The sequence below is a fragment of the Bradyrhizobium sp. PUT101 genome (genome assembly GCF_052043945.1).
Classification (GTDB): domain Bacteria; phylum Pseudomonadota; class Alphaproteobacteria; order Rhizobiales; family Xanthobacteraceae; genus Bradyrhizobium.
The window spans coordinates 3,793,642-3,816,649 of the sequence record NZ_CP197207.1 but is presented as its reverse complement, the minus strand read 5'-3'; the positions used below and the strand labels follow the sequence as shown (position 1 = coordinate 3,816,649).

Sequence of the window (23,008 nt, the reverse complement as noted above, 5' to 3'; positions counted from 1 at the left end):
CCCTTCCATTCTCAGCCCTCCGACCCCAGATAACGGCCCATGGTTTCCCAATCCCCTGACATGAAAACCGGGCCAGAAGGCCCGGTTCGCGCACCATCGGCGGTTCCGATCGATGACGCCGTGCTGCCCTACGAGGTCGACGCGCTCGATGTGCGCGGGCGGCTGGTGCGGCTCGGCCCGGAGCTGGATGATATTCTGACCAAGCATGATTATCCCGCACCCGTCGGCAAGCTGCTCGGCGAGGCCATCGTGCTGACGACGTTGCTCGGCAGCGCGCTGAAATTCGAGGGGCGCTTCATTCTTCAGGCCCAGACTGACGGTCCGGTCTCGTTCCTGGTCGTCGACTACATGGCGCCCGATCGCCTGCGCGCCTATGCGCGCTTTGACGCCGCGCGTCTTGACGAAGCCAAAGATTCCGGCGCGCTGCTCGGCCGCGGCCATCTCGCCATGACCATCGACCAGGGCCCCGACATGAGCCGCTACCAGGGTCTGGTTGCGCTCGACGGTGGCAGCCTGGAAGACGCCGCGCACGAGTATTTCCTCCGCTCCGAGCAGATTCCGACGCGCGTGCGCCTTGCGGTCGGCGAGGAGTGGCGCTCGAGCGACGGCGGCAAGCATCGCTGGCGGGCCGGCGGCATGCTGATGCAGTTTCTGCCGAAGGCGCCGGAGCGCGCCCGGCAGGCCGATCTGCATCCCGGCGATGCGCCTGAAGGTGTCGAAGTGCACAGTGTCGCCGAAGACGACGCCTGGGTCGAGGCGCGTTCACTGATCGAGACCGTCGAAGACGTCGAACTGATCGATCCCGAACTCTCGGGCGAGCGGTTGCTCTACCGTCTCTTCCACGAGCGCGGCGTGCGCGTGTTCAATCCGCAGGTCCTCAAAGCGCAGTGCTCCTGCTCGCGCAATGCGGTCGCCGCGATGCTCAAGAGCTTTTCGCCGGACGATCGTGCTGCAATGGTCAAGGACGACAAGGTCGTCGTCACCTGCGAGTTCTGCTCATCGGTGTACCAGTTCACGCCGCACGAGGCGGGCGTAGAAGACGCCTAAGGCGCTATCCGCCGTCATCGCGGCTAATTCAACACCCGCTTGTTGTCGGGACTGTCGAGCGAGAACGTCGGCACGTCGATCTCGAAACGCTCGCCGGTTTCGCTGACCATCTGGTAGCTGCCGGTCATGAAGCCCGAGGCGGTCGAGAGCGGCACGCCGGAGGTGTATTCGAAGCGCTCGCCGGGGGCCAGGATCGGCTGCTCGCCGACCACGCCCTCGCCCTTCACCTCCTGCTGGCGGCCGGAGGCATCGGTAATGATCCAGTGCCGCGTCTTGAGCTGCACGGTTTCCTCGCCGGAATTGGTGATTACGATGGTGTAGGACCAGAAATAGCGCGAGCGGTCGGCCGACGACTGCTCCGGAACAAAGTTCGGCTCGACGGTCACTTCAATTCGGCGGGTCACGGCGCGGTACATGGCTGCCATAATAGCCAAATCCGTCCCGGGAACCAAACGCTGCAGACGGCTTTGGCGACATCGTCCCGCCAGAATTCGAAGGGAAGGACACCCCAAAGGGAGATTCCCTTATATGATCCGGGCCGCTTTGCGAGACGACGGCGGGACCCTTACATTCTTTCAACGTCGCGTTTTGCGGAAGGGTTTTTAGGCCCCGATGACCATTGCCGACCAAGTGACGGGATCGACGATCGCGGGGACCGCGGAGGCCAGACCCGCAGGGACCAAGCCGCGCGCCGCCGCGCCGGCCATCACGCTGCCCGCCATCGGCGAGCGCGAGCTCCGGCTCGATCTGTTCCGCGGGCTCGCGCTTTGGCTGATCTTCATCGACCACCTGCCGCCGAGTCTGTTGACCTGGTTCACGATCCGCAACTACGGCTTCAGCGACGCTACGGAGATCTTCATCTTCATCTCCGGCTACACCGCCGCCTTCGTCTACGGCCGCGCGATGCTGGAGAGCGGCGTCGTCATCGCCACCGCGCGCATCCTGCGCCGGGTCTGGCAGATCTACGTCGCCCACGTCTTCCTGTTCACGATCTTCCTTGCCGAAATCTCCTACGTGGCGACCAGGTTCGAGAACCCGCTCTACACCGAAGAGATGGGTATCATGGACTTCCTCAAGCAGCCGGACGTCACCATCGTGCAGGCGCTGCTCTTGCGCTTCCGTCCCGTCAACATGGACGTGCTGCCGCTCTACATCGTGCTGATGCTGGCGCTGCCCTTGATCCTGTGGTCGATGAAATGGCGACCCGACGTCACTCTCGGCCTTTCAGTCGTACTCTACGCGGTTACCTGGGAGTACGATCTATATCTATCGGCCTACCCGAACGGCTTCTGGGCCTTCAATCCCTTTGCCTGGCAATTGCTGTTCGTGTTCGGTGCATGGTGTGCGCTCGGGGGTGCGCGCCGCATGTCGCGTATTCTGTCGTCGCGCGTCACGATGTGGATGGCGATCGCCTATCTCGCCGCGTCGTTCTACGTGACGCTGACCTGGTACGTCCCGCAGCTCTCCCAGTTCATGCCGAAGCTGATCGAGCAATGGATGTATCCGATCAACAAGACCGATCTAGACGTGCTGCGCTTCACGCATTTCCTGGCGCTGGCCGCGCTGACGGTGCGCTTCCTGCCGCGGGACTGGCCGGGCCTGAAGTCTCCCTGGCTGCGGCCGCTGATCCTGTGCGGCCAGCATTCCCTCGAGATATTCTGTCTCGGCGTCTTCCTTGCTTTCGCCGGCCACTTCATCCTGGCCGAAGTTTCCGGCGGCGCAGCCATGCATGCCTTGATTAGTCTCTCCGGAGTCCTGATCATGTGGGGGGTGGCCTGGGTCATTTCGTGGTACAAGCGCGTGGCTGACAAGAGCGGTGCGAAAATCAAAAACGCCGTCGGCAACGCCGATCTGGCGGGAGGGGGCTGATGAAGGCGAAGGTTCTCCTGAGCCTGATCCTGCTATGCGGTGGCCTCACCGCGCCCGTGGCGCGTGCGGACGATGCTGCGCCCACGGCTTCCCCTGCGCCCGCTTCCTGCGAATTGCCCGCCTATCTGCTGACCAGCGAAAGCCCGCTGCCCAAGGTCGCCGCTGCCGTCAAGACCGGCAAGCCGCTCGAGATCCTGGTCATCGGCAGCCGCTCGACGACCATTCCATCTTCGGAGAACAGCTCGTACCCGGCGCGCATGGAGGCGATCCTCAAGGAGAAGCTGCCGCCGTCTGAGGAGGTGCATGTCTCCGTAGAAATACAGAGCAAGAGAACGGCGGAGGAGGCCGCCTCCACTTTCGTTAAGCTGATGGAAGCAAAAACGCCTACGTTGGTCATCTGGCAGACCGGGACCGTGGATGCTATCCGAGCCATCGATCCCGACGAGTTTCGCAGTGCCGTCACCGAAGGGGTTGCTGCCTTGCAGAATGCAGGAGCTGACGTCGTCTTGATGAATCTGCAGTACAGTCCACGCACCGAAACCATGATCTCGGCGCAACCTTTTCTCGATAATATGCGGGTGGTGGCGCAGGAGCACGACATCCCGCTTTTCGATCGTTTCGCGATCATGCGGCAATGGAATGATCAGGGTCAGTTTGACCTGTTCAGCCCCTCCCGCGGGCCCGAGCTGGCGAAACGGGTCCATGATTGCCTTGGCCGGGCGTTGGCACGGTTCGTGATCGACGCAGCCCATCTCGAGCCGGCCCAGCAGCAGAATTGAGGTCTTGCGTTAATGAGTTCTCTCCGCCCTTTTTGCCTGACGACATGGCTGGCCGCGCCTGCAGCCGCAGCGCTGTTGTTGTTGACGCCGGCCTCGCAATCGCATGCCCAGACGCCAGCCGCACAGACGACAACCGCCCCCGCGCAGTCGGCTGATCCCGCTGCCGCTTCGCCCTCCCAGACCACCGTCGCTGCGACCTCGCCCGAGCAGCGCGGCATCGCGGCGCGCGCCATAGACAAGGTGAAGCAGGCCGCCAAATCCGCCAGCGACATCTTCAACCGTGTGCCCTGCCTGCCGCCGAAGGGCGGCTCGAAGGCGATGGGCTCGCTGCCGCATGTTGCCGGCAAGCTCGTCGCCGGCAAGCCCGTCGTCATCGTCGCGTTCGGCTCGTCGTCGACACAGGGATTCGGCGCGAGCTCGCCGGAGTTCAATTACCCCAACCGTCTCGCCGCGCAGCTGCGCCGGCACTATCCGGCCGCCGACATCAGCGTCATCAATGCCGGCATCGGCGGCGAGGACGCCCCCGAGATGATGAAGCGCCTCCAGACGCAGGTGATCGACGTGCATCCGGACCTCGTGATCTGGCAGGTCGGCACCAACGCCGTGCTGCGCAATCTCGATCCCGGCGAAACCGCCAAGATGGTGGAGGACGGCATCAGCCGCATCCAGGCTGCGGGCGGCGCCGACATCGTGTTGGTCGATCCGCAATATTCGCCGGCCGTCAACCAGCGCGCCGAGAGCGCCGGCAAGATGGTGACGCTGCTCAGCAAGGTCGCCGAGCTCCGTCACGTCGGAATCTTCCCGCGTTTCGAGGTGATGCGCGACTGGCACGAGAAGCAGGCCATTCCGGTCGAGGGCTTCGTCATCGCCGACGGCCTGCACATGAACGATTGGGGCTATGCCTGCTTCGCCCAGCTGCTGGGTGACGACATCATCCGTTCAGTCGGCCAGATCAGGCTCGGGGTGAACGTGCCGCCGGATGTGCGGACGTACCGGCCGATGTAGGGCTTCGCTTACCCTCCCCTGGAGGGCCCCTCCAGGGGAGGGTGAGAAGCTCACGCCTTCTCCAGTGCCGCCATCAGATCCTCGATCAGGTCGTCGGCATGTTCGAGCCCCGCGGAGAAGCGAATGAACCCCTCGCTGATCCCGAGCGTGGCACGATCCTCCGGCTTGAGACGCTGATGCGTCGTCGTCGCCGGATGCGTGACGAGGCTCTTGGCGTCGCCGAGATTGTTCGAGATCTTCGCAAGCTTCAATTCGTTGAGCACGCGGAACGCCGCCGCCTTGCCGCCCTTGACCTCGAAGCCGACCAGCGTCGAGCCGCCGCGCATCTGCTTTTTTACCAGCGCCGCCTGCGGATGATCGGCGCGGCCGGGATAGACCAGCCGCGAGATCTTCGGATGGCTCGCCAGCACGTCGGCGATGCGCGCCGCGGTATCGGTCTGCGCGCGCACGCGCACGCCCAGCGTCTCGAGGCCCTTGAGCAGGACCCAGGCATTGAACGGCGAGATCGAGGGGCCGGTCTGGCGCATGAAATTGTGGATGTGCTCGGCGATGAAGGCTTCCGACGACAGGATGATGCCGCCCAGGCACCGGCCCTGGCCGTCGATATGCTTGGTCGCGGAATAGACGACGACGTCGGCCCCTAGCGCGAGCGGGCTCTGCCAGATCGGAGTTGCGAACACGTTGTCGACCACGAGCCGCGCGCCGCCCTTGTGCGCGATCTCGGCGATCCCGGGGATGTCGAGCACGTCGAGGGTCGGATTGGTCGGGCTCTCCAGGAAGAACGTCTTGGTGTTGGGCTTCAGCGCGCGCTGCCATTGGTCGAGATCGAGCCCGTCGACCAGCGTGGTTTCGATGCCGTAGCGCGGCAACAGGTCCTGGATGACGTAGAGGCACGAGCCGAACAGGGCGCGCGAAGCCACGACGTGGTCGCCGGCCTTGAGCGGTGCGAGGATCGCGGTCGTCACCGCGGCCATGCCTGTTGCCGCCGAGCGGGCGGCTTCGGCGCCTTCGAGCTCGATCATGCGGCGCTCGAACATCGCGATGGTTGGGTTGGAGTAGCGCGAATAGATGAAGCCGGGGTCCTCGCCCTTGAACCGCGCCTCGCACTCCTCGGCGCTGTTGTAGACGTAGCCTTGGGTGAGGAACAGTGCCTCCGATGTCTCGCCAAATTGCGAGCGCAGGGTCCCGGAATGGACCAGGCGGGTTTCGGGACGGTAGTTGGCAGACGACTTCGACATAGGACCCTCCGACATGACCATTCGATACGCAAACGGTCACAAAAAAACCGGCCTGGATATCTCCACTGGCCGGGATCACAGAGGTCCCCGGCCTGTTTAGCGACTTATTTAACGTGGCTGCAAGCCGGCCGGCTCAAATCACCACGGGATAAGTGATGCTCATATTCCGCAATGCCCTTTCCGTCAAGGCGTCCATCGGCTAGCCGTAAAAGGCTGATATTTCCCGCATGTCGGGATGCAAGCGAGCCCTGATGAGGACCCCCGGTTGACGTTCACGGTCGCCGCCGACGCCAATGGTATCCTGCCCGACCGCATGATCGCGGCGATGGCGGAAGCGGGGCTCATCCTGCCTGCATACGACTTCGTCGAGAGCCAGATCCAGCCGGCGAGCCTCGATTTGCGTCTGGGCGATATCGCCTATCGCGTCCGCGCCAGCTTCCTGCCAGGTCCCGGCGCCACGGTCGCCGAACGCATTGACGAATTGAAGCTGCACGAGTTCGGCCTCGCCGACGGCGCGGTGCTGGAGACCAACTGCGTCTATATCGTGCCACTGCTGGAAAGCCTGGCGCTGCCGCCGGAAATCGTCGCGGCCGCAAACCCGAAGAGCTCGACCGGCCGGCTCGACGTCTTCACCCGCGTGATCGCCGACGGCACCCGCCGCTTCGATATGATCGGCGCCGGCTATCATGGCCCGCTCTATGCCGAGATCAGCCCGAAGACCTTTCCGGTGCTGGTGCGCGAGAGCTCGCGCCTGTCGCAGGTGCGTTTCCGCACCGGTGACGCGATCCTCAACGCGGACGAGCTCGAAGGCTTGCATGCCGCCGAGCGCCTCGTCGATATCGACGATGCCGACCTCTCCGGCGGCGTCGCTGTATCGGTGGATCTGTCGGGCGAGAAGGCGAGCGGTTTCGTCGGCTATCGCGCCAAGCGCCACACCGGTGTCGTCGACGTCGATCGCCGCTCCGGCTATGCCGTGGAAGATTTCTGGGAGCCGATCTCGGCGCGCCCCGACGGCAGCCTGATCCTCGATCCCGGCGAGTTCTACATCCTCGCGTCCAAGGAAGCCGTGCAGGTGCCGCCCGACTACGCCGCGGAGATGGTGCCGTTCGATCCCCTGGTCGGCGAGTTCCGCGTGCACTATGCCGGATTCTTCGACCCGGGCTTCGGCTATGCCGGCGCCGGCGGGCAGGGCGCACGCGCCGTGCTTGAGGTGCGCTCGCGCGAAGTGCCGTTCATCCTCGAGCACGGCCAGATCGTCGGCCGCCTCGTCTATGAAAAGATGCTCGCCCGCCCTGACGCCATGTACGGCCAGCGCATCGGCTCGAACTACCAGGCGCAGGGCCTGAAGCTGAGCAAGCATTTTCGGGTGTAAGTGTCAGCAAGCGCTGCGCGTGAAGCATGGCTCAAAACGGCGGCTTCGGTCGTGGCGGCTTCGGACCAAAGGCGCGTGCCGTATCGCGCTGCGGACGGCTCACCTTGGATAGTGCGAGCTGTCGCGCATACTCCTTATCGCCGGCGTCCTTGTATTGCGGACTGGTCAGTGCCGCCATCAACGCCACCACGTCGTCGATCTCGGGCTCCGTCAGCGCCAGCGGCTGGATGTCCTCATCGAGCCATGCGTCAGCGACGCCGTCGCCCTTGTTGTAGTGGTCCATGACGTCCCACAGCGTCCCTATCGATCCGTCGTGAAAGTAGGGCGCGGTCACCAGGATATTTCGCAGGCCGGGCGTCTTGAAGGACGCAATGTCGCCCGGCCGCTTGGTGATCAGGAAGCGCCCCAGAACCGACATTTCGTTCGCGATCGCCGCGTTGTCGACATCCGGTGCACGTCCCTGCGCCAGTTCGCGCTCGGCCTGCTCCGCCAGCGCACCGACGCGATGTCGAAGGATGCCGATGCCGATGTTGTGAAAATCGTGATCGGTGAAGACAGTTGGATCGCGCTCTTTATCCGTCAGCGCATGGCAAAGATTGCAGCGTGCCTTGTTGTTGAACAATTCCCAACCACGTTTGGCCGAATCGCTGATCGCATTCGCATCTCCAGCGATGAAATGATCGAAGGGCGAATCGAAGGACGCGAGCGTCCGTTCATAGGCTGCAATGGCGCGCAACATGTCCTGTTCGTTGACGCCGCGCCCGAAGGCCTGCATGAACTGGGCCTGATAGTCCTTGTCGCCGGCGATCCTGGATACGGCATCGCCGATGCTGGCCGAGCCCATCTCGAGAGCGTTGGTGATCGGAAGCGCCGCCTGCTGCTCCAGCGTGTCGACGCGGCCGTCCCAGAACTGCGACTTGTTGTAGAGCGCATTCAGCACGGTCGGGGCGTTGCGTTGGCCGGCGCGCCCATCGATGCCGATCGACACCGGCCTGCCGTCGGTGAAGGCGCGTGCCGGATCGTGGCACGTGGCACAGGCGATGGTGCCGTCGCCCGAGAGCTGGGCGTCGAAGAACAGCTTCTGTCCCAACGCAACCGTCGCAGGTGCAAGCGGCGTTGCCGGCGGGATCACCGACGCTGTCAGCGCCGCGGGAAAACCGACCTGATCCCGCGAGCGCGGCTCGGCGAGTGGCCCTTGCCTGGGCAGCGGCGGCGGTTGCCCCGGCGCCAGTGCTGGCGGTGGACCGGCGGCGCTGTCTTCGTCCGCCGCCGATGCGGGAAGCAACGGCAAGATCTGCGACAGAAGCAGGAGAACTGCCAGCGATATAGCGCGCATCCGATAGCCTTTGTTCTCGGGACAAGTAAGAAATCTAACACGAAAGGTCCTGAACGTCATGCCGAGCGAATCGATGAAAGCGTATCGAGATTGCCCCAAGCCGTAGACGAGCGAAGCGATATCCGGGATGATCAGAGGAGGGATCCGGATATGGCGTCGCTCATCCGGCAACTTTTCTGGATCGCCGATCTGGTCGGGCATGACGGCCGCGCACGTGGCTCGGTTGCGTCGCCTCTCGCGTAATGACACAGTCCGTCACAACAAATCCATCGGGAGCAAGCATGAGGAGCGAAACAGAGACCGCGCAGGAAGCGCAATGGCGACGCTGGCGGGCGGTCGCCGACCTCTACCACGCCTATTTCACCGGCCTGATCCTCACCGTAGTGACGCGGCGCGGCACGGCGGATGCGGCGGAGTTCGTTTTCCGCGTGTTCCGCCGTCAGCAGCAGGAGCGCTTTCTGCCTGGCTTGCAAAAGCTCGGCCTCAGCCATCTGCCGCTGGCGGTGGCCGCCGCGCAATATCATTATCTCTCCAACTGGATCGGCGGCGTGCATGTCGAATACATGTATGAGAGCGACACCAAGGCCTGGATCCGCTATCCGCCGCCGCGCTGGATCTGGAAGGGCACCGCGATCTGCGGCGTGCCGGGCGAGGTCTCCCGCGCGATGCTGCGCGGCTGGCACGCCAACAACGGCGTTGCGCTTGGTGATCTCAGGCTCGGCTTCGTCTGCACCAAGCAGAGCGTCGATGGCCAGGACGGGCTTGAGGGCTATTATCATCAGTACGACCATCCGCTCGAGCTCGACCAGCGTCTGGTGTTCGCACGGCACTTGGAAGCCCCTATGTTCGATGCGAAGACCGCGCCGGCGCTGCCGGTCGCGAGCTGGCCGAAGCCGCGTCTGGAAAAAGCCTATCGCAACTACGCGATGGAATATGTCCGCACCGCCGCACCCGTGATGGTGCAGCTGTTCGGTCCGGAGGATGCCGGCTATCTGCTGCATCTCACCGGCAAGCTGATCGGCATGCAATATTTCGACGAGGTTGCCTCGGCGCTGGCGATGACCCGCGGCGGCGCGAGCGAGTTCGCATCGTTCCTGGGCGCGTTGTTCGCCGCGCAGGATGATGCGGCCGAGATGACGCAATCCGAAGGCACGTTCGAAATGCGCCAGCAGAGCTGGAAGCTGATGGACGATGTCGCCGACCATCACCCCGCCTGTGCCAGGGTGCTGGTGGGATTGTTCGAAGGGCTCGCCGCGGGCTGCGGCCGGCACATCGGCGTGCAGATGCGCTCCGCCGTCGGCGGACGTCCGCCACTGGTCTGGACGATCGGGTAAGTTCACCCATCGGAATGCGCCGCCGCAGGGCACGCCTGCACCCGACGCAGGAGGAATCGGCGCGCGCCGTGCTAACAAGCCCCCGCCGCGCCCTGCGCGCGAATAGATTGATTGACACACCTGTTCATTGCCGCGCCGCAAATGGCGCTCGTGCCCGGGAGAGGACATGTCGGACATCGCCGAAATCCCGGTCGATGAACAGGAGCGTCCGTTGCCGCCCCCTCCGCGGCCGGTGCGTAACGCGCTGACCGACGGGCCGATCCTGCGCACGTTGCTCTCCCTCGCCTGGCCGAACGTGATCGGGTTGTCGGCCGGCATCTGCGTCGTGATCGCCGAGACCTCCTATGTCGGCCGGCTCGGTGTCGAGGCGCTGGCGGCGATGGCGCTGGTGTTTCCGACCGTGATCCTGACCATGACGATGTCGGGCGGCGCCATGGGCGGTGCGGTGGCCTCGGCCATCGCGCGTGCGCTCGGCGCCGGTGATCGCGAGCGCGCCGGCACGCTCGCCGTGCATGCGATGCTGATCGGCATCAGCTTCGGCCTCGTCTTCATGCTGGGCATGCTGATCTTCGGGCCCAGGGTGCTCGAAATGCTTGGCGGCCGCGGCAATGTGCTCACGCACGCGATCGCCTACACGCAGGTGTTTTTCGGCGGCGCCGTTCTGCCCTGGTTGCTCAACACCATGGCGGGCGTCTTGCGCGGCACCGGCAACATGAAGCTGCCATCATTTCTCATCCTCAACTCCGCGGCCTGGCAGATCGTGCTCGGCGGCACGCTGGGCCTCGGGCTTGGCCCCGTTCCGCAGCTGGGCATGCGCGGCGTCGCGGCCGGCGCGCTGATCGCCTACTCCATGAACATTTGCGTCATGGGCTGGTACCTGTTCTCCGGCCGCGCGGGGATCGTGCTGAGACTGCGCGGCTTGCGCATCCAATGGGCGATGTTCCTCGACATCCTCAAGGTCGGCGCCATCGCCTGCTTCTCGCCGCTGCAATCGGTACTGACGATCTCGATCTTCACCCACATGCTGGCGAAGTTCGGCACTGCGATCCTCGCCGGCTACGGCATCGGCGCGCGGCTCGAATTCTTGCTGACCTCGATCGCGTTCTCGTTCGGCATCGCCTGTGTGCCAATGGTCGGGATGGCGATCGGCGCAGGCCGCATCGCACGCGCCCGGCGCATAACCTGGACCGCCAGTGCCGCCGCCTTCGTGGCGGTCGGCGCGCCGGCGTGCCTCGTTGCGATCTTCCCCGATCTCTGGGTCAACATCTTCACCGACAGTATGGCCGTGCGCGCGGCGAGCCATCAATACCTCTCGACGGTGGGACCGTTCTACGCCTTCTTCGGCCTTGCAACGACGATGTATTTTTCGTCGCAAGGCGCGGCCAAGGTGATCGGGCCGGTGCTGGCGCAGACGGCGCGGCTGATCTACATCGCGGCTGTCGGCTGGTGGCTCTCGACGCACGGCGCCAGCGCGCAGAGCTTCTTCTGGCTGGCCGCGAGCTCGATGGTCGTGCTCGGCGTGCTGTCGTGCTCCAGCGTGGTGCTGACACGCTGGGGGCCGCGCGCGACGAAAGCTGCGATCAGGCCGGCGTTTTCGACTGCCGACTAGCGGTGCTTGTGGCGACGGTGGCCGCCACCGCCGCCGACATTGGCAAGCCGCATCAGTTGCGGGATCATCGCCATCATGTCGCCGCCGCCTGAACCGCCGAGCATGCCCATGATGTCGCCACCGCCCATGCCGCCGATCCCGACTGGCACATAGTTGCCGCCCATCGGCGTGTAACCGCCGTAGCTCGGCGCACCGAATCCGCCGCCAAAATTGCCGCCGCCGAGGCCGCCGCCGTTTTCCATCATGCGGCTCATCATCGGGCCCATCGTCTGCATCAACATGGCGAATCGGCGCTTGCCCATCTTGGCTTTCATCATCTCCAGCATCGGCGCCATCTGGGTCATCATGTCCTCGCCGCCGGCGCCTCCGCCGCCGAAGCCCGCGAACTGCGCCTTCGCCGGCGTGCTCGCGACGGAAAGCAACAGCAGCACGGCGGCTGCCTGGCAGATCACCTTGTCCGCACCTCTCATGGCATGCTCCTCGCGTGCGTGGCGCCGCCGGGAGAGCGGAGCCAACCGGACGCACGCCGCCATGGTTACGGCCGGCGAGGGCGCGGCTCTGTGAAGAAGATCACGCAGCCGCGGGCGGGAATGCCCTGTGGATGGCGCCGACGGCCTCCTTCGTTTGCCCCTGAATGTAGGCCGCGAGCTCGTTCGGCAGCACGTCGATGATCCAGACCAGCCGGCAGCGCGCATCGCTCTCGGCGATCACCTGCACGGAGGCGCTGTAATGCTTCAGCCGCTCGTTGTTGATCGCATAGACGAGGCGCTGTCGCTCATCGTCGCAATCGACCAGCACCTCGCGCGCGACCGAACCATTGGCAAAGGTGACGATGCGCGCATCGTCGTCGAGCGTGCAGGCGGTGACGAAGCCGGGCGCCAGCCGTTCATGCAGCGCGCCGAAATCGCGCACCGCGTCCCACACTTTGTCTGCGGGCGCGCTAATGGGAATGTCGTTGCGGATGGACGCCATGAAGGTGCCTCCTCGATTCGATAGGTGAATGTAAGAACCACCGTCATTGCGAGCGCACCGAGGCAATCCAGAAATATCTTCGCGGAGAACAGTCTGGATGGCTTCGTCGCAAGGGCTCCTCGCAATGACCGAGTTCGTGGCTGCTGATCAGCTACAAACCGCCTCGACATTGTTGCCGTCAGGGTCGATCAGGAATGCGGCGTAGTAGGTCGGGCTGTAGTCCTTGCGCGGCCCGGCGCCGCCATTGTCGCGGCCGCCGTTCTTCAGCCCTTCGCTATGGAACGCCTTGACCGCGTCATGATCCTTGGCGCGGAAGGCGATGTGGGCACCGTCGGCCTTCCGGCCCTTGTTCAGGTGCAGCCACAGCGCCGGCTCGCCCTTCGGCCCGAAGCCGGCATAGCCGTCGCCGCTGGAGCACAGGACGTAGCCAAGCGGCGCCAGCACCGCGCCGTAGAAGCGCGTGGCGGCGTCGAGATCGGCAACGCGAAGTCCGATGTGGTCGTACATGCTCGTCTCCATTTCCAAAGCGCGCCGCCAATGGCGCGCACCGGAGACGAACCTAGTCAATTGAGGGTGAGCTGCTCTTGGAGAATCTTGCGCTCGCCCCTGGAGGCCTGGCGGAATTTGGTCGGCGAGACCCCGGCAGCGCGGTGGAAGGTGCGGACGAAATTCGAGAGGTCGCCGAAACCGACGTCATAGGCGATGTCGGTGACCGCGATGTCGTCGTCAGTGAGCAGCCGCGCCGCGTGTCGCAGCCGCGAGCGTACGAGATATTGATGCGGGGTGACGCCGAGCACGCTCGAGAACAGCCGCAGGAAATGGAACGGGCTGAGGCCCGCCTGCCGTGCAGCCCGCTCGAGGTCGAGCTCGGCATGCGAGTTGTCGTCGATCCACAGCGCGGCCTCCACCGCGCGGCGACGGTCGCGCGCGGTAGGCGTCGCCGGCCTGCGCTCCTTGCCGGAGACGACATCCACAAAGCGGCCGGCCAGGATCTGGCCGACTTCGTCGAGGCCGAGGTCGCTGTTGCCATCTGCTGCCGTCTGGGCGAGCTCGCCCAGCACCATCAGCTCGGGCAGCGGCGGCGTCGCGCCGACCTGCCAGACCTCACGCCGCCCGCCGAGAGTCTCGACGAGGTCCTCGCTGAGAAAGAACGACAGGCAGACGTCGCCGGACACGTGCTCATGCGTGCAGGTGTATTCCTCGCCGGGGGCACCGACCAGCATCGAGCCCGCCACCAGCTCGAAGAAACCGGCGCGGCAATGGCAGCCGAAGCTGCCAGCGCGGACATAGGCGATGGAATGGCCGGTGCGGCATTCGGGAAACGGCGTATCGTCCGGTCCCGCATCGCAGCGAAATTCGGAGACCGTCATTGATGGCGTCGTCAGCAGCGTGGTCGCATCCATCCGGCCTATCTAGGTAGGCGCGCGGGGTGGAGCAACGGGCAGCAGCACCTCGAACAGGGTCTTGCTGGCGATGGGGTGCGCGCCTTCGAGCGCCAGCAGCCGCCGCTTGGAGATCACGCCGCCATGGCGCGAGAGCCCGTCGGTGTAATTGCCGGCCTCGAGCACCCGGTGACAGGGCACGATCAGCATGAAAGGATTTTTCGCGATCGCCTGCGCCACCGAATACGCCGCGCCTGAGGCACCCAGCGCCTTGGCGACCTCGTGATAGGTGCGCGTTTCCCCGCGCGGAATGGTGCAGGCGAACTCGTAGACGCGCCGGTTGAAGCCGGGCACCCCGCCGGCGTCCAGGCTGACGTCGGAAAAATCGGGGTCGCTGCCTTGCAGCAGCGCCGCGATGCCCTCGATCGCGAGTTCGGCATTTTCGCACGGCCGCTGCTCGCGCGCGTCAGGATAGGCCTGGAAGATCCGGCGGCGGGTATCGATCTCCCGTGCCTCCGGCAGTTGCACGGCGACCACGCCGGTGCTGCTCCAGATGATGCCGCAGCGCCCCAGCGCCGTGTCGAATATCGCGTACTCACGCTCCACCATGCACACGCCCCACTCAGTGCACGTTTCTCCCGGAAATGTGATCATAACACCGCCACAATCCGGCGCACCTGGAATCTCATCAGGACGTTAAGAACCGTCGGGCCGGGCGCGCCAAACCGCTTGGCGGGAGGCGCCGTCTCGGCTAATCAGGAGGGGCGCGAAGCGCGCATAAGCGGGCGTAGTTCAATGGCAGAACGGCAGCTTCCCAAGCTGCATACGAGGGTTCGATTCCCTTCGCCCGCTCCAAGCCTTTAGCCCGGCAAGCTTCGCAGAAATTCCACGATCGCCGCGTTCACCTCCGCCGGCCGCTCCTGCTGCGTCCAGTGTCCGCAGCCGGGCAGCATTATGATCTCGCGGAGCTGGGGCACCCATTGCTTCATGTTGGCGAGATGATCGGCCGCACCGGGGAAGGCGATGACCATGTCGTGGTCGCCTGCCATGAAAAGCGAGGGCACCACCACCTTCACGCCCTCGAAGGCTCCCATCAATTCCCAATTTCGATCGATGTTGCGGTAGTAATTGAGTGGCCCGCGAAACCCGCTGCGCGTAAATTCGGCGCCGTAGTAGTCGAGATCGGCGGCGTTCAGCCACGACGGCAGCGGCACCTGCATCTTCGGCAACATTCCGTCCTTCCGCGAGACCATGCCGACGCCAACGGTCCGCCCCTGACGCTCGGCATTGGCGCGGATCGCCGCGGCTCCTTCGCCGGAACCGCCAAAGAGCATGGCACGGAGCGTTGCGCGAGGATCCCGTTCGAACTCCGCTTCGGCGATACCCGGCTCCTGGAAGTACAGCTGATAGAACTGCGCATCCGCCGTCTGCGGCATGACGCTCGTCGGCCGCACCGGACTGCGCGGTCGATAGGGCACGCTGAGGATAGCGGCGGCGCGGAAGCGATCGGGCCGCAGGCGCGCCGTGTGCCAGGCGATCGTCGCGCCCCAGTCATGGCCGACGATGACGGCGTCCTTCGCCTCGAAGGCGTCGAGCACGCCGACGAGGTCGCCGACCATGTGGAGGATCGTGTATTGATCGATTGCTTCGGGCCGGTCGCTCTTTCCATATCCACGCATGTCGGGCGCAACCGCGTGGTAGCCGGCCGCTGCCAACGCGTCGAGCTGATGGCGCCATGAGTACCAGCCTTCCGGAAAGCCGTGGCAGAGCAGAACCATTGGCCCCTCACCCTGCTCGGCGACATTGAGGCTGATGCCGTTGGCCTTGATCGTCCGCTGCGTCGGCTCGCCCATATCGTCGCCTCCGATTGGTTATTGTGGTTGGGGCCCATCCTAATCGGCCCTACGTGCTCAGAAAAGATTCTAATATACTAGACTTCCGCTCCCGGCGTTTGCCTCTGTGCGCGCTAGGCTGCTCTCGCTCTGATGGGTGCGGTCCTCGTATGGGGCGATGTTTTGATGAAAGCCATGGACCAGCAGAAACTCGATCGCGCCATCGGTCGGCGCCTGAAAACGCTGCGGACGCAGGCGGGCATGACGTTGAACGAGCTTGCAGGCCGCTCCGGCGTCAGCCGGGCCATGATCGGGCGGGTGGAGCGGGCGCAGAGCAGTGCGACGGCGGCGCTGCTCAACAAGCTTTGCGCGGCGCTCGACGTCACGCTCAGCGACGTCGTCGCGCTCGCCGAAAAGCCGCCGGAGCGCCTGGTGCGACTTGCGGACCAGCCGCTCTGGCGCGATCCCGACAGCGGCTATCGCCGGCGTCATGCCTCGCCGCCGGATGCGGCCAGCGGCATCGAGATCATCGTCGTCGACCTTCCGGCCGGCGCCCGCGTCTCCTACAGCCCCTGGGGCCGCAACGCCTTCACCCAGCAGCTGCTGATGCTGGAGGGCGCGATCGCCGTGCATATCGATGCCAAGGCCGTGCGGCTGCGCGAGGGCGATTGTCTGGATTTCGACGTGATGCGCGCTGTGATCTTCGAGAACGAAACGAAGCAGGACGCGCGCTACGTCATCATCATCAGGCGCGGCGCGTCCTACGGCAAGATGTGAGGGCAGGACATGGAGACGAGCACGATGCAGATCCGCACCGGCGACACCTATGATCCCCGCGTCGTCGCGCTGCTCGATCACCACGTTACGGCCGCGCGGGCGCAGACGGCGTCGGGCAGCGCCCACGCGCTCGATCTTGCGGGCTTGCGTGCACCCGACGTCGCGTTCTGGACCGGCTGGGACGGCGAGACGCTGGTCGCCACCGGGGCGTTGAAGACGCTTTCGGCGAGCCACGGCGAGGTCAAGTCGATGCACACGCTGCAGACCGCGCGGCGGCGCGGCTATGGCGGCCGGATGCTGCGTCACATCATCACGGAGGCTCGTGCGCGCGGCATGACGCGGCTCAGCCTCGAGACCGGCTCGTGGGACTATTTCAAGTCGGCCCACGCGCTCTACCTTGCGCACGGCTTCATCGTCTGTGGCCCGTTCGAGGGCTATGTCGAGGATCCCAACAGCCTGTTCCTGGCGCTGGACCTGTCGGCGCCGGCGCGTCGGTAGCTCAGGAGCGCGTCTCCACGCAAGGCACGCAAATCAGCGAGGTCGCCTCAAAATGAGTTGCGTACCTCAAAAAACCTCTGCTAGCCTTCAGCCATGGCCGAGACGCTCACCCCGACCGCGCTGACGCTGAAGGACATCGCCCGCGAGGCAGGCGTCAGCCTCGCGACGGTGGACCGCGTCCTGCACAATCGCCCGGGCGTGCGGCCGGACACGGTGCGCCGCGTCAAGGCGGCGATCGAGCGCAATGCGTTCCAGCCGCATGTGGCCGCCGCCGAGCTCGCCCGCGGCCGCGCCCGCCGTTTCGCCTTCGTGATGCCGTCGGGGCCAAACCCGTTCATGCAGCAGATCGAGGCCTATCTCGGCGAGATGTCAGCCTGGCTGGCGGCCCGCCGCCTCAGCGTCGAGACGGTCGCAACCGACGTGTTCGACCCTTCCGCGCTCGCGGCCTCGCTGGAGGCATTGTCGGGCGATTGCGACGGGGTTGCCGTGGTGGCACTGGATCATCCCGGCGTGCGCGCTGCCATCAACGATCTCGTCGATGCCGGCACCAAGGTCGTGACGCTGGTCTCGGACGTACCATCCTCGCGCCGGCACCATTATGTCGGCATCGACAATATCGCGGCGGGGCGGACCGCCGGCGCGCTGGTCGGGCGGCTGGTTGGCCAAAGGTCCGGCAAGGTCGCGATCGTCGCGGGCTCGCAGGGCCTGCGCGATCATGCCGAGCGCATCTTCGGCTTCAACCAGGTGATGGCGACGGAATTCCCCGATCTCGGCGTGTTGCCGGTACTGGAAGGGCGCGACGAGGACGACCGTTCGGAGCAGCTGCTGGGCCGGCTGCTTCGCAGCCACGCCGACATTGTCGGCCTCTATAACGTCGGTGCCGGCACGCAAGGCGTCGCCAAGGCACTCAACGACAAGGTACTGAACGACAAGGTGTTGAACGAAGTCGGTCGCGACAAGCAGGTGGTGTTCGTCGGACACGACGTCACGGCGCTGACGCGCCGATTGCTGCTGCAGGGCGTGATGGATGCTGCGATTTCGCAGAACCCCGGACATGAAGCGCGCGCGGCCGTGCGCGTGCTGCTGGCGCTTGCCCGCGGCGAGCCGATCTTGCGCGAACAGGAGAAGATCAGGATCGACATCGTGATGCGGGACAATCTGCCCTAGCGGCAGGTGGATTTCGGAAGGGCCCGTTGCGGGGAAAGCGACGCAAGATCGCGCACCGCAGCAGGCGAAAGGGAGGATAGCGTGTATCTCGGGATCGACATCGGCACATCCGGTGTGAAAGCGGTGCTTGTGAACGAAGCCGGCGCGGTTGTCGCGACGGCGGCGCGTGAGCTTGCGCTGTCGCACCCTGCGCCGCTGTGGTCCGAGCAGGATCCCGACACCTGGGTCGATGCGGCCATCGGCGCAATCGACGATCTCGCCGTGCGCCAGCCGCGCGAGGTTGCGCAGGTTCGTGGCATCGGGCTGTCAGGCCAGATGCACGGCGCGACGCTGCTCGGCAAGGACGGCCGGCCGCTGCGTCCGGCCATCCTCTGGAACGACGGTCGCTCGCAGGCCGAATGCGCCACGCTGGAGCGGCGCTGTCCCTCGCTGCACACGATCACCGGCAATCTGGCGATGCCCGGTTTCACCGCCCCGAAATTGTTATGGGTCGCGCGGCACGAACCCGAAATCTTCGACCGCGTCGCAAAGGTGCTGTTGCCGAAAGCCTATGTCCGCTATCGGCTCACCGGCGAGATGGTCGAGGACATGTCGGATGCGGCCGGCACGCTGTGGCTGGATGTCGGTCTGCGTCGCTGGTCGGCCCTGCTGCTGCATGCCACCGGGCTCGATCTGCACCACATGCCACGCCTGGTCGAGGGCAGTGAGGTGAGCGCAGTGCTCGCGCCGGACTACGCGCGGCGCTGGGGCATGCAGAAGGATGTCGTGGTCGCGGGCGGTGCCGGCGACAATGCGGCCAGCGCGATCGGGCTCGGTGCCATCGTGCCGGGCGATGCCTTCCTGTCGCTGGGAACGTCGGGCGTCCTGTTCCGCGTCACCGATCGCTTCGCCCCGGCGCCGGCTTCGGCCGTGCATGCCTTCTGTCACGCGCTACCCGGCCTCTGGCACCAGATGGGCGTAATGCTGTCGGCGGCGGCCTCGCTCGCGTGGCTCGCAGGCGTGATGGAGACGCCGGCTGGAGCGCTGCTGGCGCCGCTCGGCGAGCGCGTCGATGGACCAAGCCCGATCAGATTCCTGCCCTATCTCGATGGCGAACGCACGCCGCACAACGATGCCGCTGCCAGCGGCGCCTTTGTCGGCTTGCGCGGTGCGACCGGCCGGAGCCAGATCGTCCAGGCCGTGCTCGAAGGCGTCGCCTTTGCCGCGCGCGACAATCTGGCGGTGCTGAGCGCGGCGAGTGGGGCGATTGCCGAGGTCGATCTCGTCGGCGGTGGCTCGCGCTCACCGCTGTGGGCGCAGATCTGCGCCGACGTGCTCGGCATTCCCGTCCACCGCGTCGAGGAAGGCGAGGTCGGGGCCGCGCTCGGCGCCGCGCGGCTCGCCCGGCTTGCCGCGACCGGCGAAGATCCCGCGGACGTCTGCACCCGTTCGCGCCGGCTTGCGAGCTTCATGCCCCGTGCATCCGTCGCTTCGGCCTATGACGAGACCTATCGGCGATGGCGCGCGCTTTATCCAGCACTGAAGGAGTCCGTTAAGTGAACGCGTCAGCCAAGTTCTTCGATGCCAGCGCACCCGTCGCCTTTGCCGGCAGGGATGCCGCAAGCGCGCCCGCCTTCCGTTGGTACGACAAGGACCGGCTCGTGCACGGCCGCAGGCTCGAGGATCATCTGCGCTTTGCAGTCTGCTATTGGCATTCCTTCTGCTGGCCCGGCGGCGATCCCTTCGGTGGAGAGACGTTCCTGCGGCCCTGGCACCACGGCACCGACGCGATGGCGATGGCGCGCGCAAAGGCTGACGTCGCCTTCGAGCTGTTCCGCCTGCTCGACGTGCCGTTCTTCACCTTCCACGACGTCGATGCGGCGCCGGAAGGCGCCACGCTCGCGGAGTCCGTTGCCAACCTCAACGCGATCGCCGATCTGTTCGAACAGAAGATGGCCTCTGCAAAAGTGCGCCTGCTCTGGGGCACCGCAAACCTGTTCTCACACCGCCGCTACATGGCGGGCGCCGCGACCAATCCGGACCCTGATATCTTCACCTATGCCGCGGGCCAGGTCCGCGCTGCGCTGGAGGTGACGCACAGGCTCGGCGGCGAGAACTACGTGCTGTGGGGCGGGCGCGAGGGCTACGAGACGCTGCTGAACACCGATCTCAAGCGCGAGCTCGACCAGCTCGGCCGCTTTCTCTCGCTCGTCGTCGAGCACAAGCACAAGATCGGTTTCAAGGGACCGATCCTGATCGAGCCGAAGCCGAAGGAGCCGACCAAGCATCAGTATGATTTCGACGTCGCCACCTGCTACGGCTTCCTCGAACGCTACGATCTCCTGAACGATGTCAAGCTCAACATCGAGCAGAACCACGCGATCCTCGCCGGCCATTCCTTCCATCACGAGGTCGCGCTCGCCGAGGCGCTCGGTGTCTTTGGCTCGCTCGACATCAACCGCGGCGACGATCTGCTCGGCTGGGACACCGACCAGTTCGCAATGAACGTGGGCGAGCTCGCGCTGGTGTTCCACGAGGTCCTGAACCGCGGCGGGTTCACCTCGGGTGGGCTCAATTTCGACGCCAAGATCCGCCGTCAGTCCATCGATCCCGACGATTTGATCCATGCCCATGTCGGTTCGATGGATGCTTGTGCGCGTGCCTTCCTCGCCGCCGCCGACATGATCGATGCCGCCGTCCTCACTGAGCCGCTTGCCAAGCGTTACGAAGGGTGGGCCGGCCCCGAGGGTCGCGCCATTCTCGGCGGCCATCGCTCGCTCGCCGATCTCGCCGACCGTGCGATAAGTCCCGGCTTCGACCCGCAGCCGCGCTCGGGCCGGCAGGAATATCTGGAATCCCTCGTCAACCGCTATGTCTGAGGAAGACCGTCGATGGCAAAGACCGACGCAACACCGGTCCTCGAGCTGACCGGCATCGGCAAGGAGTTCGGCGCGATCCGCGCGCTGCACGATGTCGACATGCAGATCCTGCCTGGCGAGGTGGTCGGCCTGATGGGCGACAACGGCGCGGGCAAGTCGACGCTGGTCAAGATCATTGCCGGAAATTTTCGTCCCACGCACGGCGAGATGCGCTTCGCCGGCAGCGCAGTGCATTTCAATCGTCCCGTCGATGCCCGCGCTGTCGGCATCGAGGTGGTCTATCAGGACCTCGCGCTATCGGACAATCTGACGGCGGCAGCCAACGTCTTTCTCGGGCGCGAGCTGAAGCGCAAGTTCGGACCCATCGCCTTGCTCGACCACAAGGCGATGGCGGCGCGCGCGCTCGAGCTGTTCGGCGAGCTGCGCTCGGAGACGCGCCCCGACGATCTCGTCAAGCAGATGTCGGGCGGCCAGCGCCAGGCGGTCGCGATCGCGCGGACGCGGTTGTCCAACGCCAGGCTCGTGATGATGGACGAGCCGACCGCCGCGATCTCCGTGCGCCAGGTCGAGCAGGTGCTCGGCCTGATTCACCGGCTGAAGGAGCAGGGCGTCGCCGTCATACTGATCTCGCATCGCATGCCCGACGTGTTCGCGGTGTGCGACCGCGTCATCGTCATGCGCCGTGGCGAGAAGCGGGCCGACAAGCCGATCCACCAGACATCGCCCGAGGAAGTCACCGCTCTCATCACCGGTGCGAAGGAGGCAGCGTGATGGCTATGCCCTTGGAATCCCCGGTCACCTTCTCCAATGTCGGCAAGATCAGATGGTGGCAGCGCGGCCTCTTCGCCTCCCAGACCGGCTACGTGCTGCTCGCGCTGGCGGGGCTGCTGGTGATCATGAACTTCGCCAGTCCCTACTTCTTCACCGAAGGCAACATGCAGAATGTGGCGAAGAACTTCTCCTTCATCGCCATTGCGACGCTCGGCGTCACCTTCGTGATCATCACCGGCGGCATCGACCTCTCGGTCGGCTCGATGATGTGCTTCTCCGCCATGATCACCTCGATGGTGATGACCGAGCTGTCGACGCCCGGCTCGCCCGCGGGCTCGCTGTTCGTGCATATGGCGGCCGACGGCAAGACCGTGCTCGCCAATGTGCCCGGGCTGATCCTGCTGGTCTCGATCCTCGCCGGCCTCGGCGTGGCGCTGATCGCCGGCCTCGTCAACGGGCTTTGCATCGCCGTGCTCGGCCTGTCTCCCTTCGTGACCACGCTCGGCATGCTCTCGATCGTGCGCGGCCTCGGCTACGTCGTCTCCAACGGCCGTGGCAGCTTTCCGGGCGGACCGGACGCCGATTTGTTCTACGCAGCGACCTCGGGCGATGTGCTCGGCGTACCCGTACCTTTCATTTATCTCGTGATCCTCGCGCTGGCGATGGCCGTGGTGCTGCATCACACCGCGTTCGGCCGCCACGTCTTCGCGCTCGGCGGCAACGAGAAGGCGGCCGAGCTCACCGGCATTCCGGTGGTGCGGGTGAAGATCGAGGTCTACGTGATCTGCGCGCTCGCCGCGGGGCTCCAGGGCATCATCATCTCCGGTTGGCTCGGGTCGGCGCCGGCCAACATGGCGACATCCTACGAGCTCAACGTGATCGCGGCGGCAGTGATCGGCGGCGCCAACCTCGCCGGCGGTATTGGCGGCCCGCTGGGGGCCATCGTCGGCTGCGTGCTGCTGGAAGTGATCCGCAACGGTCTCGTGCTGGCGCAGGTCAGCTCCTACTGGCAGCAGACGCTGGTGGGCGTGATCATCATCCTCGCCGTGCTGGTCGACCGTATCCGCTCGCGGATGACCTGACGTGACGTCGTTCCGGGAGGGCAACCAAGATGCCGCCCGTCCGCTTCCCGGGCGCTTTCGACAGGATGGGCATCAAACAA

At 65.4% G+C, this 23,008-nt stretch carries 23 protein-coding genes, 1 tRNA gene and 1 riboswitch; of the genes, 15 read left to right on the top strand and 9 right to left on the bottom strand.

The features are described 5' to 3' along the window. The first annotated feature begins 39 nt into the window (after positions 1-39). Positions 40-1,047, top strand: coding sequence for an Hsp33 family molecular chaperone (locus ACSHT2_RS18655; protein WP_440635626.1), 1,008 nt, complete (start codon positions 40-42; stop codon positions 1,045-1,047). 23 nt (positions 1,048-1,070) lie between these two features. Here ACSHT2_RS18655 and apaG read toward each other — a convergent pair whose 3' ends face one another. Then, positions 1,071-1,463: a Co2+/Mg2+ efflux protein ApaG gene (apaG, locus tag ACSHT2_RS18650; protein WP_440642874.1), complete on the bottom strand. Its 393-nt coding sequence runs from the start codon at positions 1,461-1,463 to the stop codon at positions 1,071-1,073. Between the two features lie 196 nt (positions 1,464-1,659). Here apaG and ACSHT2_RS18645 point away from each other — a divergent pair, with 196 nt between their 5' ends. Genes ACSHT2_RS18645 through ACSHT2_RS18635 form a run of 3 tightly spaced genes read left to right on the top strand, consistent with a single transcriptional unit; the run spans position 1,660 to position 4,700 of the window. Then, positions 1,660-2,916: an OpgC domain-containing protein gene (locus tag ACSHT2_RS18645; protein ID WP_440635624.1), complete on the top strand. Its 1,257-nt coding sequence runs from the start codon at positions 1,660-1,662 to the stop codon at positions 2,914-2,916. Beyond that, positions 2,916-3,695, top strand: a complete 780-nt coding sequence (locus ACSHT2_RS18640; RefSeq protein ID WP_440635622.1) for an SGNH/GDSL hydrolase family protein — start codon at positions 2,916-2,918, stop codon at positions 3,693-3,695. Before ACSHT2_RS18645 ends, ACSHT2_RS18640 begins: the two co-directional genes overlap by 1 nt. A 12-nt stretch (positions 3,696-3,707) precedes the next feature. Continuing rightward, positions 3,708-4,700 (top strand): SGNH/GDSL hydrolase family protein, encoded by a 993-nt coding sequence (locus tag ACSHT2_RS18635; protein WP_440635620.1) that lies wholly within the window; start codon positions 3,708-3,710, stop codon positions 4,698-4,700. 50 nt (positions 4,701-4,750) lie between these two features. Here the strand turns inward: ACSHT2_RS18635 and ACSHT2_RS18630 are convergent, their stop codons facing one another. Continuing rightward, positions 4,751-5,938 carry an O-succinylhomoserine sulfhydrylase gene (locus tag ACSHT2_RS18630; RefSeq protein ID WP_440635618.1) on the bottom strand — a complete coding sequence of 396 codons (1,188 nt, stop codon included), beginning with the start codon at positions 5,936-5,938 and terminating at the stop codon, positions 4,751-4,753. Positions 5,939-6,013: 75 nt separating this feature from the next. Beyond that, a riboswitch (SAM riboswitch) is annotated at positions 6,014-6,093 on the bottom strand. 80 nt (positions 6,094-6,173) lie between these two features. On the opposite strand from ACSHT2_RS18630, the gene ACSHT2_RS18625 reads away from it, so the two are divergent. Then, positions 6,174-7,310, top strand: coding sequence for a 2'-deoxycytidine 5'-triphosphate deaminase (locus ACSHT2_RS18625; protein ID WP_440635616.1), 1,137 nt, complete (start codon positions 6,174-6,176; stop codon positions 7,308-7,310). A 31-nt stretch (positions 7,311-7,341) separates the two neighbouring features. Here the strand turns inward: ACSHT2_RS18625 and ACSHT2_RS18620 are convergent, their stop codons facing one another. Beyond that, positions 7,342-8,646, bottom strand: a complete 1,305-nt coding sequence (locus tag ACSHT2_RS18620) for a cytochrome-c peroxidase (RefSeq protein WP_440635614.1) — start codon at positions 8,644-8,646, stop codon at positions 7,342-7,344. A gap of 281 nt (positions 8,647-8,927) precedes the next feature. Between ACSHT2_RS18620 and ACSHT2_RS18615 the strand changes: the two genes are divergently transcribed. Together ACSHT2_RS18615 and ACSHT2_RS18610 are read left to right on the top strand one after the other, a co-directional pair. Then, the gene (locus tag ACSHT2_RS18615) at positions 8,928-9,980 is read left to right on the top strand and encodes a hypothetical protein (RefSeq protein ID WP_440635613.1); all 1,053 of its coding nucleotides are present in this window, start codon (positions 8,928-8,930) and stop codon (positions 9,978-9,980) included. A 166-nt stretch (positions 9,981-10,146) separates the two neighbouring features. Next, positions 10,147-11,589 (top strand): MATE family efflux transporter, encoded by a 1,443-nt coding sequence (locus tag ACSHT2_RS18610; RefSeq protein WP_440635612.1) that lies wholly within the window; start codon positions 10,147-10,149, stop codon positions 11,587-11,589. Here ACSHT2_RS18610 and ACSHT2_RS18605 read toward each other — a convergent pair. The 5 genes from ACSHT2_RS18605 to ACSHT2_RS18585 all read right to left on the bottom strand — a co-directional run bounded on the left by ACSHT2_RS18605 (position 11,586) and on the right by ACSHT2_RS18585 (position 14,552). After that, entirely contained in the window at positions 11,586-12,059 is a 474-nt protein-coding gene (locus ACSHT2_RS18605) for a hypothetical protein (RefSeq protein ID WP_440635610.1), read from the bottom strand. The genes ACSHT2_RS18610 and ACSHT2_RS18605 overlap by 4 nt on opposite strands. Before the next feature lie 100 nt (positions 12,060-12,159). Then, complete coding sequence (locus tag ACSHT2_RS18600; RefSeq protein ID WP_440635608.1) at positions 12,160-12,561, bottom strand: SRPBCC family protein; 402 nt, start codon at positions 12,559-12,561, stop codon at positions 12,160-12,162. A 147-nt stretch (positions 12,562-12,708) separates the two neighbouring features. Then, entirely contained in the window at positions 12,709-13,068 is a 360-nt protein-coding gene (locus ACSHT2_RS18595) for a VOC family protein (RefSeq protein ID WP_440635607.1), read from the bottom strand. 56 nt (positions 13,069-13,124) lie between these two features. After that, positions 13,125-13,964, bottom strand: coding sequence for a helix-turn-helix transcriptional regulator (locus ACSHT2_RS18590; protein WP_440635606.1), 840 nt, complete (start codon positions 13,962-13,964; stop codon positions 13,125-13,127). 9 nt (positions 13,965-13,973) lie between these two features. Further along, positions 13,974-14,552, bottom strand: a complete 579-nt coding sequence (locus tag ACSHT2_RS18585) for a methylated-DNA--[protein]-cysteine S-methyltransferase (RefSeq protein ID WP_440635604.1) — start codon at positions 14,550-14,552, stop codon at positions 13,974-13,976. Positions 14,553-14,724: 172 nt separating this feature from the next. Between ACSHT2_RS18585 and ACSHT2_RS18580 the strand changes: the two genes are divergently transcribed. After that, positions 14,725-14,798, top strand: a tRNA-Gly gene (locus ACSHT2_RS18580). Positions 14,799-14,803: 5 nt separating this feature from the next. On the opposite strand, the gene ACSHT2_RS18575 is transcribed toward ACSHT2_RS18580, so the two are convergent. Further along, positions 14,804-15,796: an alpha/beta fold hydrolase gene (locus tag ACSHT2_RS18575; RefSeq protein ID WP_440635603.1), complete on the bottom strand. Its 993-nt coding sequence runs from the start codon at positions 15,794-15,796 to the stop codon at positions 14,804-14,806. A gap of 174 nt (positions 15,797-15,970) precedes the next feature. On the opposite strand from ACSHT2_RS18575, the gene ACSHT2_RS18570 reads away from it, so the two are divergent. The 7 genes from ACSHT2_RS18570 to ACSHT2_RS18540 all read left to right on the top strand — a co-directional run bounded on the left by ACSHT2_RS18570 (position 15,971) and on the right by ACSHT2_RS18540 (position 22,928). Beyond that, positions 15,971-16,552 carry a helix-turn-helix domain-containing protein gene (locus ACSHT2_RS18570; RefSeq protein ID WP_239627932.1) on the top strand — a complete coding sequence of 194 codons (582 nt, stop codon included), beginning with the start codon at positions 15,971-15,973 and terminating at the stop codon, positions 16,550-16,552. A gap of 24 nt (positions 16,553-16,576) precedes the next feature. Further along, positions 16,577-17,050, top strand: a complete 474-nt coding sequence (locus tag ACSHT2_RS18565; protein ID WP_440642873.1) for a GNAT family N-acetyltransferase — start codon at positions 16,577-16,579, stop codon at positions 17,048-17,050. Between the two features lie 93 nt (positions 17,051-17,143). Then, positions 17,144-18,217 (top strand): LacI family DNA-binding transcriptional regulator, encoded by a 1,074-nt coding sequence (locus ACSHT2_RS18560; protein WP_440635602.1) that lies wholly within the window; start codon positions 17,144-17,146, stop codon positions 18,215-18,217. Between the two features lie 81 nt (positions 18,218-18,298). Next, entirely contained in the window at positions 18,299-19,756 is a 1,458-nt protein-coding gene (gene xylB / locus ACSHT2_RS18555) for a xylulokinase (protein ID WP_440635600.1), read from the top strand. After that, complete coding sequence (xylA, locus tag ACSHT2_RS18550) at positions 19,753-21,075, top strand: xylose isomerase (RefSeq protein ID WP_440635598.1); 1,323 nt, start codon at positions 19,753-19,755, stop codon at positions 21,073-21,075. Before xylB ends, xylA begins: the two co-directional genes overlap by 4 nt. Positions 21,076-21,087: 12 nt before the next feature. Then, the gene (locus tag ACSHT2_RS18545) at positions 21,088-21,846 is read left to right on the top strand and encodes an ATP-binding cassette domain-containing protein (RefSeq protein ID WP_440635596.1); all 759 of its coding nucleotides are present in this window, start codon (positions 21,088-21,090) and stop codon (positions 21,844-21,846) included. After that, positions 21,846-22,928: an ABC transporter permease gene (locus tag ACSHT2_RS18540; protein ID WP_440635595.1), complete on the top strand. Its 1,083-nt coding sequence runs from the start codon at positions 21,846-21,848 to the stop codon at positions 22,926-22,928. Before ACSHT2_RS18545 ends, ACSHT2_RS18540 begins: the two co-directional genes overlap by 1 nt. Positions 22,929-23,008: the final 80 nt, after the last annotated feature.

Coding starts and splice junctions, on each gene's coding strand:
- ACSHT2_RS18655 (WP_440635626.1), top strand. CDS start 40: ATGGTTTCCCAATCCCCTGACATGAAAACCGGGCCAGAAGGCCCGGTT.
- apaG (WP_440642874.1), bottom strand. CDS start 1,463: ATGTACCGCGCCGTGACCCGCCGAATTGAAGTGACCGTCGAGCCGAAC.
- ACSHT2_RS18645 (WP_440635624.1), top strand. CDS start 1,660: ATGACCATTGCCGACCAAGTGACGGGATCGACGATCGCGGGGACCGCG.
- ACSHT2_RS18640 (WP_440635622.1), top strand. CDS start 2,916: ATGAAGGCGAAGGTTCTCCTGAGCCTGATCCTGCTATGCGGTGGCCTC.
- ACSHT2_RS18635 (WP_440635620.1), top strand. CDS start 3,708: ATGAGTTCTCTCCGCCCTTTTTGCCTGACGACATGGCTGGCCGCGCCT.
- ACSHT2_RS18630 (WP_440635618.1), bottom strand. CDS start 5,938: ATGTCGAAGTCGTCTGCCAACTACCGTCCCGAAACCCGCCTGGTCCAT.
- ACSHT2_RS18625 (WP_440635616.1), top strand. CDS start 6,174: ATGCAAGCGAGCCCTGATGAGGACCCCCGGTTGACGTTCACGGTCGCC.
- ACSHT2_RS18620 (WP_440635614.1), bottom strand. CDS start 8,646: ATGCGCGCTATATCGCTGGCAGTTCTCCTGCTTCTGTCGCAGATCTTG.
- ACSHT2_RS18615 (WP_440635613.1), top strand. CDS start 8,928: ATGAGGAGCGAAACAGAGACCGCGCAGGAAGCGCAATGGCGACGCTGG.
- ACSHT2_RS18610 (WP_440635612.1), top strand. CDS start 10,147: ATGTCGGACATCGCCGAAATCCCGGTCGATGAACAGGAGCGTCCGTTG.
- ACSHT2_RS18605 (WP_440635610.1), bottom strand. CDS start 12,059: ATGAGAGGTGCGGACAAGGTGATCTGCCAGGCAGCCGCCGTGCTGCTG.
- ACSHT2_RS18600 (WP_440635608.1), bottom strand. CDS start 12,561: ATGGCGTCCATCCGCAACGACATTCCCATTAGCGCGCCCGCAGACAAA.
- ACSHT2_RS18595 (WP_440635607.1), bottom strand. CDS start 13,068: ATGTACGACCACATCGGACTTCGCGTTGCCGATCTCGACGCCGCCACG.
- ACSHT2_RS18590 (WP_440635606.1), bottom strand. CDS start 13,964: ATGGATGCGACCACGCTGCTGACGACGCCATCAATGACGGTCTCCGAA.
- ACSHT2_RS18585 (WP_440635604.1), bottom strand. CDS start 14,552: ATGGTGGAGCGTGAGTACGCGATATTCGACACGGCGCTGGGGCGCTGC.
- ACSHT2_RS18575 (WP_440635603.1), bottom strand. CDS start 15,796: ATGGGCGAGCCGACGCAGCGGACGATCAAGGCCAACGGCATCAGCCTC.
- ACSHT2_RS18570 (WP_239627932.1), top strand. CDS start 15,971: ATGGACCAGCAGAAACTCGATCGCGCCATCGGTCGGCGCCTGAAAACG.
- ACSHT2_RS18565 (WP_440642873.1), top strand. CDS start 16,577: ATGCAGATCCGCACCGGCGACACCTATGATCCCCGCGTCGTCGCGCTG.
- ACSHT2_RS18560 (WP_440635602.1), top strand. CDS start 17,144: ATGGCCGAGACGCTCACCCCGACCGCGCTGACGCTGAAGGACATCGCC.
- ACSHT2_RS18545 (WP_440635596.1), top strand. CDS start 21,088: ATGGCAAAGACCGACGCAACACCGGTCCTCGAGCTGACCGGCATCGGC.
- ACSHT2_RS18540 (WP_440635595.1), top strand. CDS start 21,846: ATGGCTATGCCCTTGGAATCCCCGGTCACCTTCTCCAATGTCGGCAAG.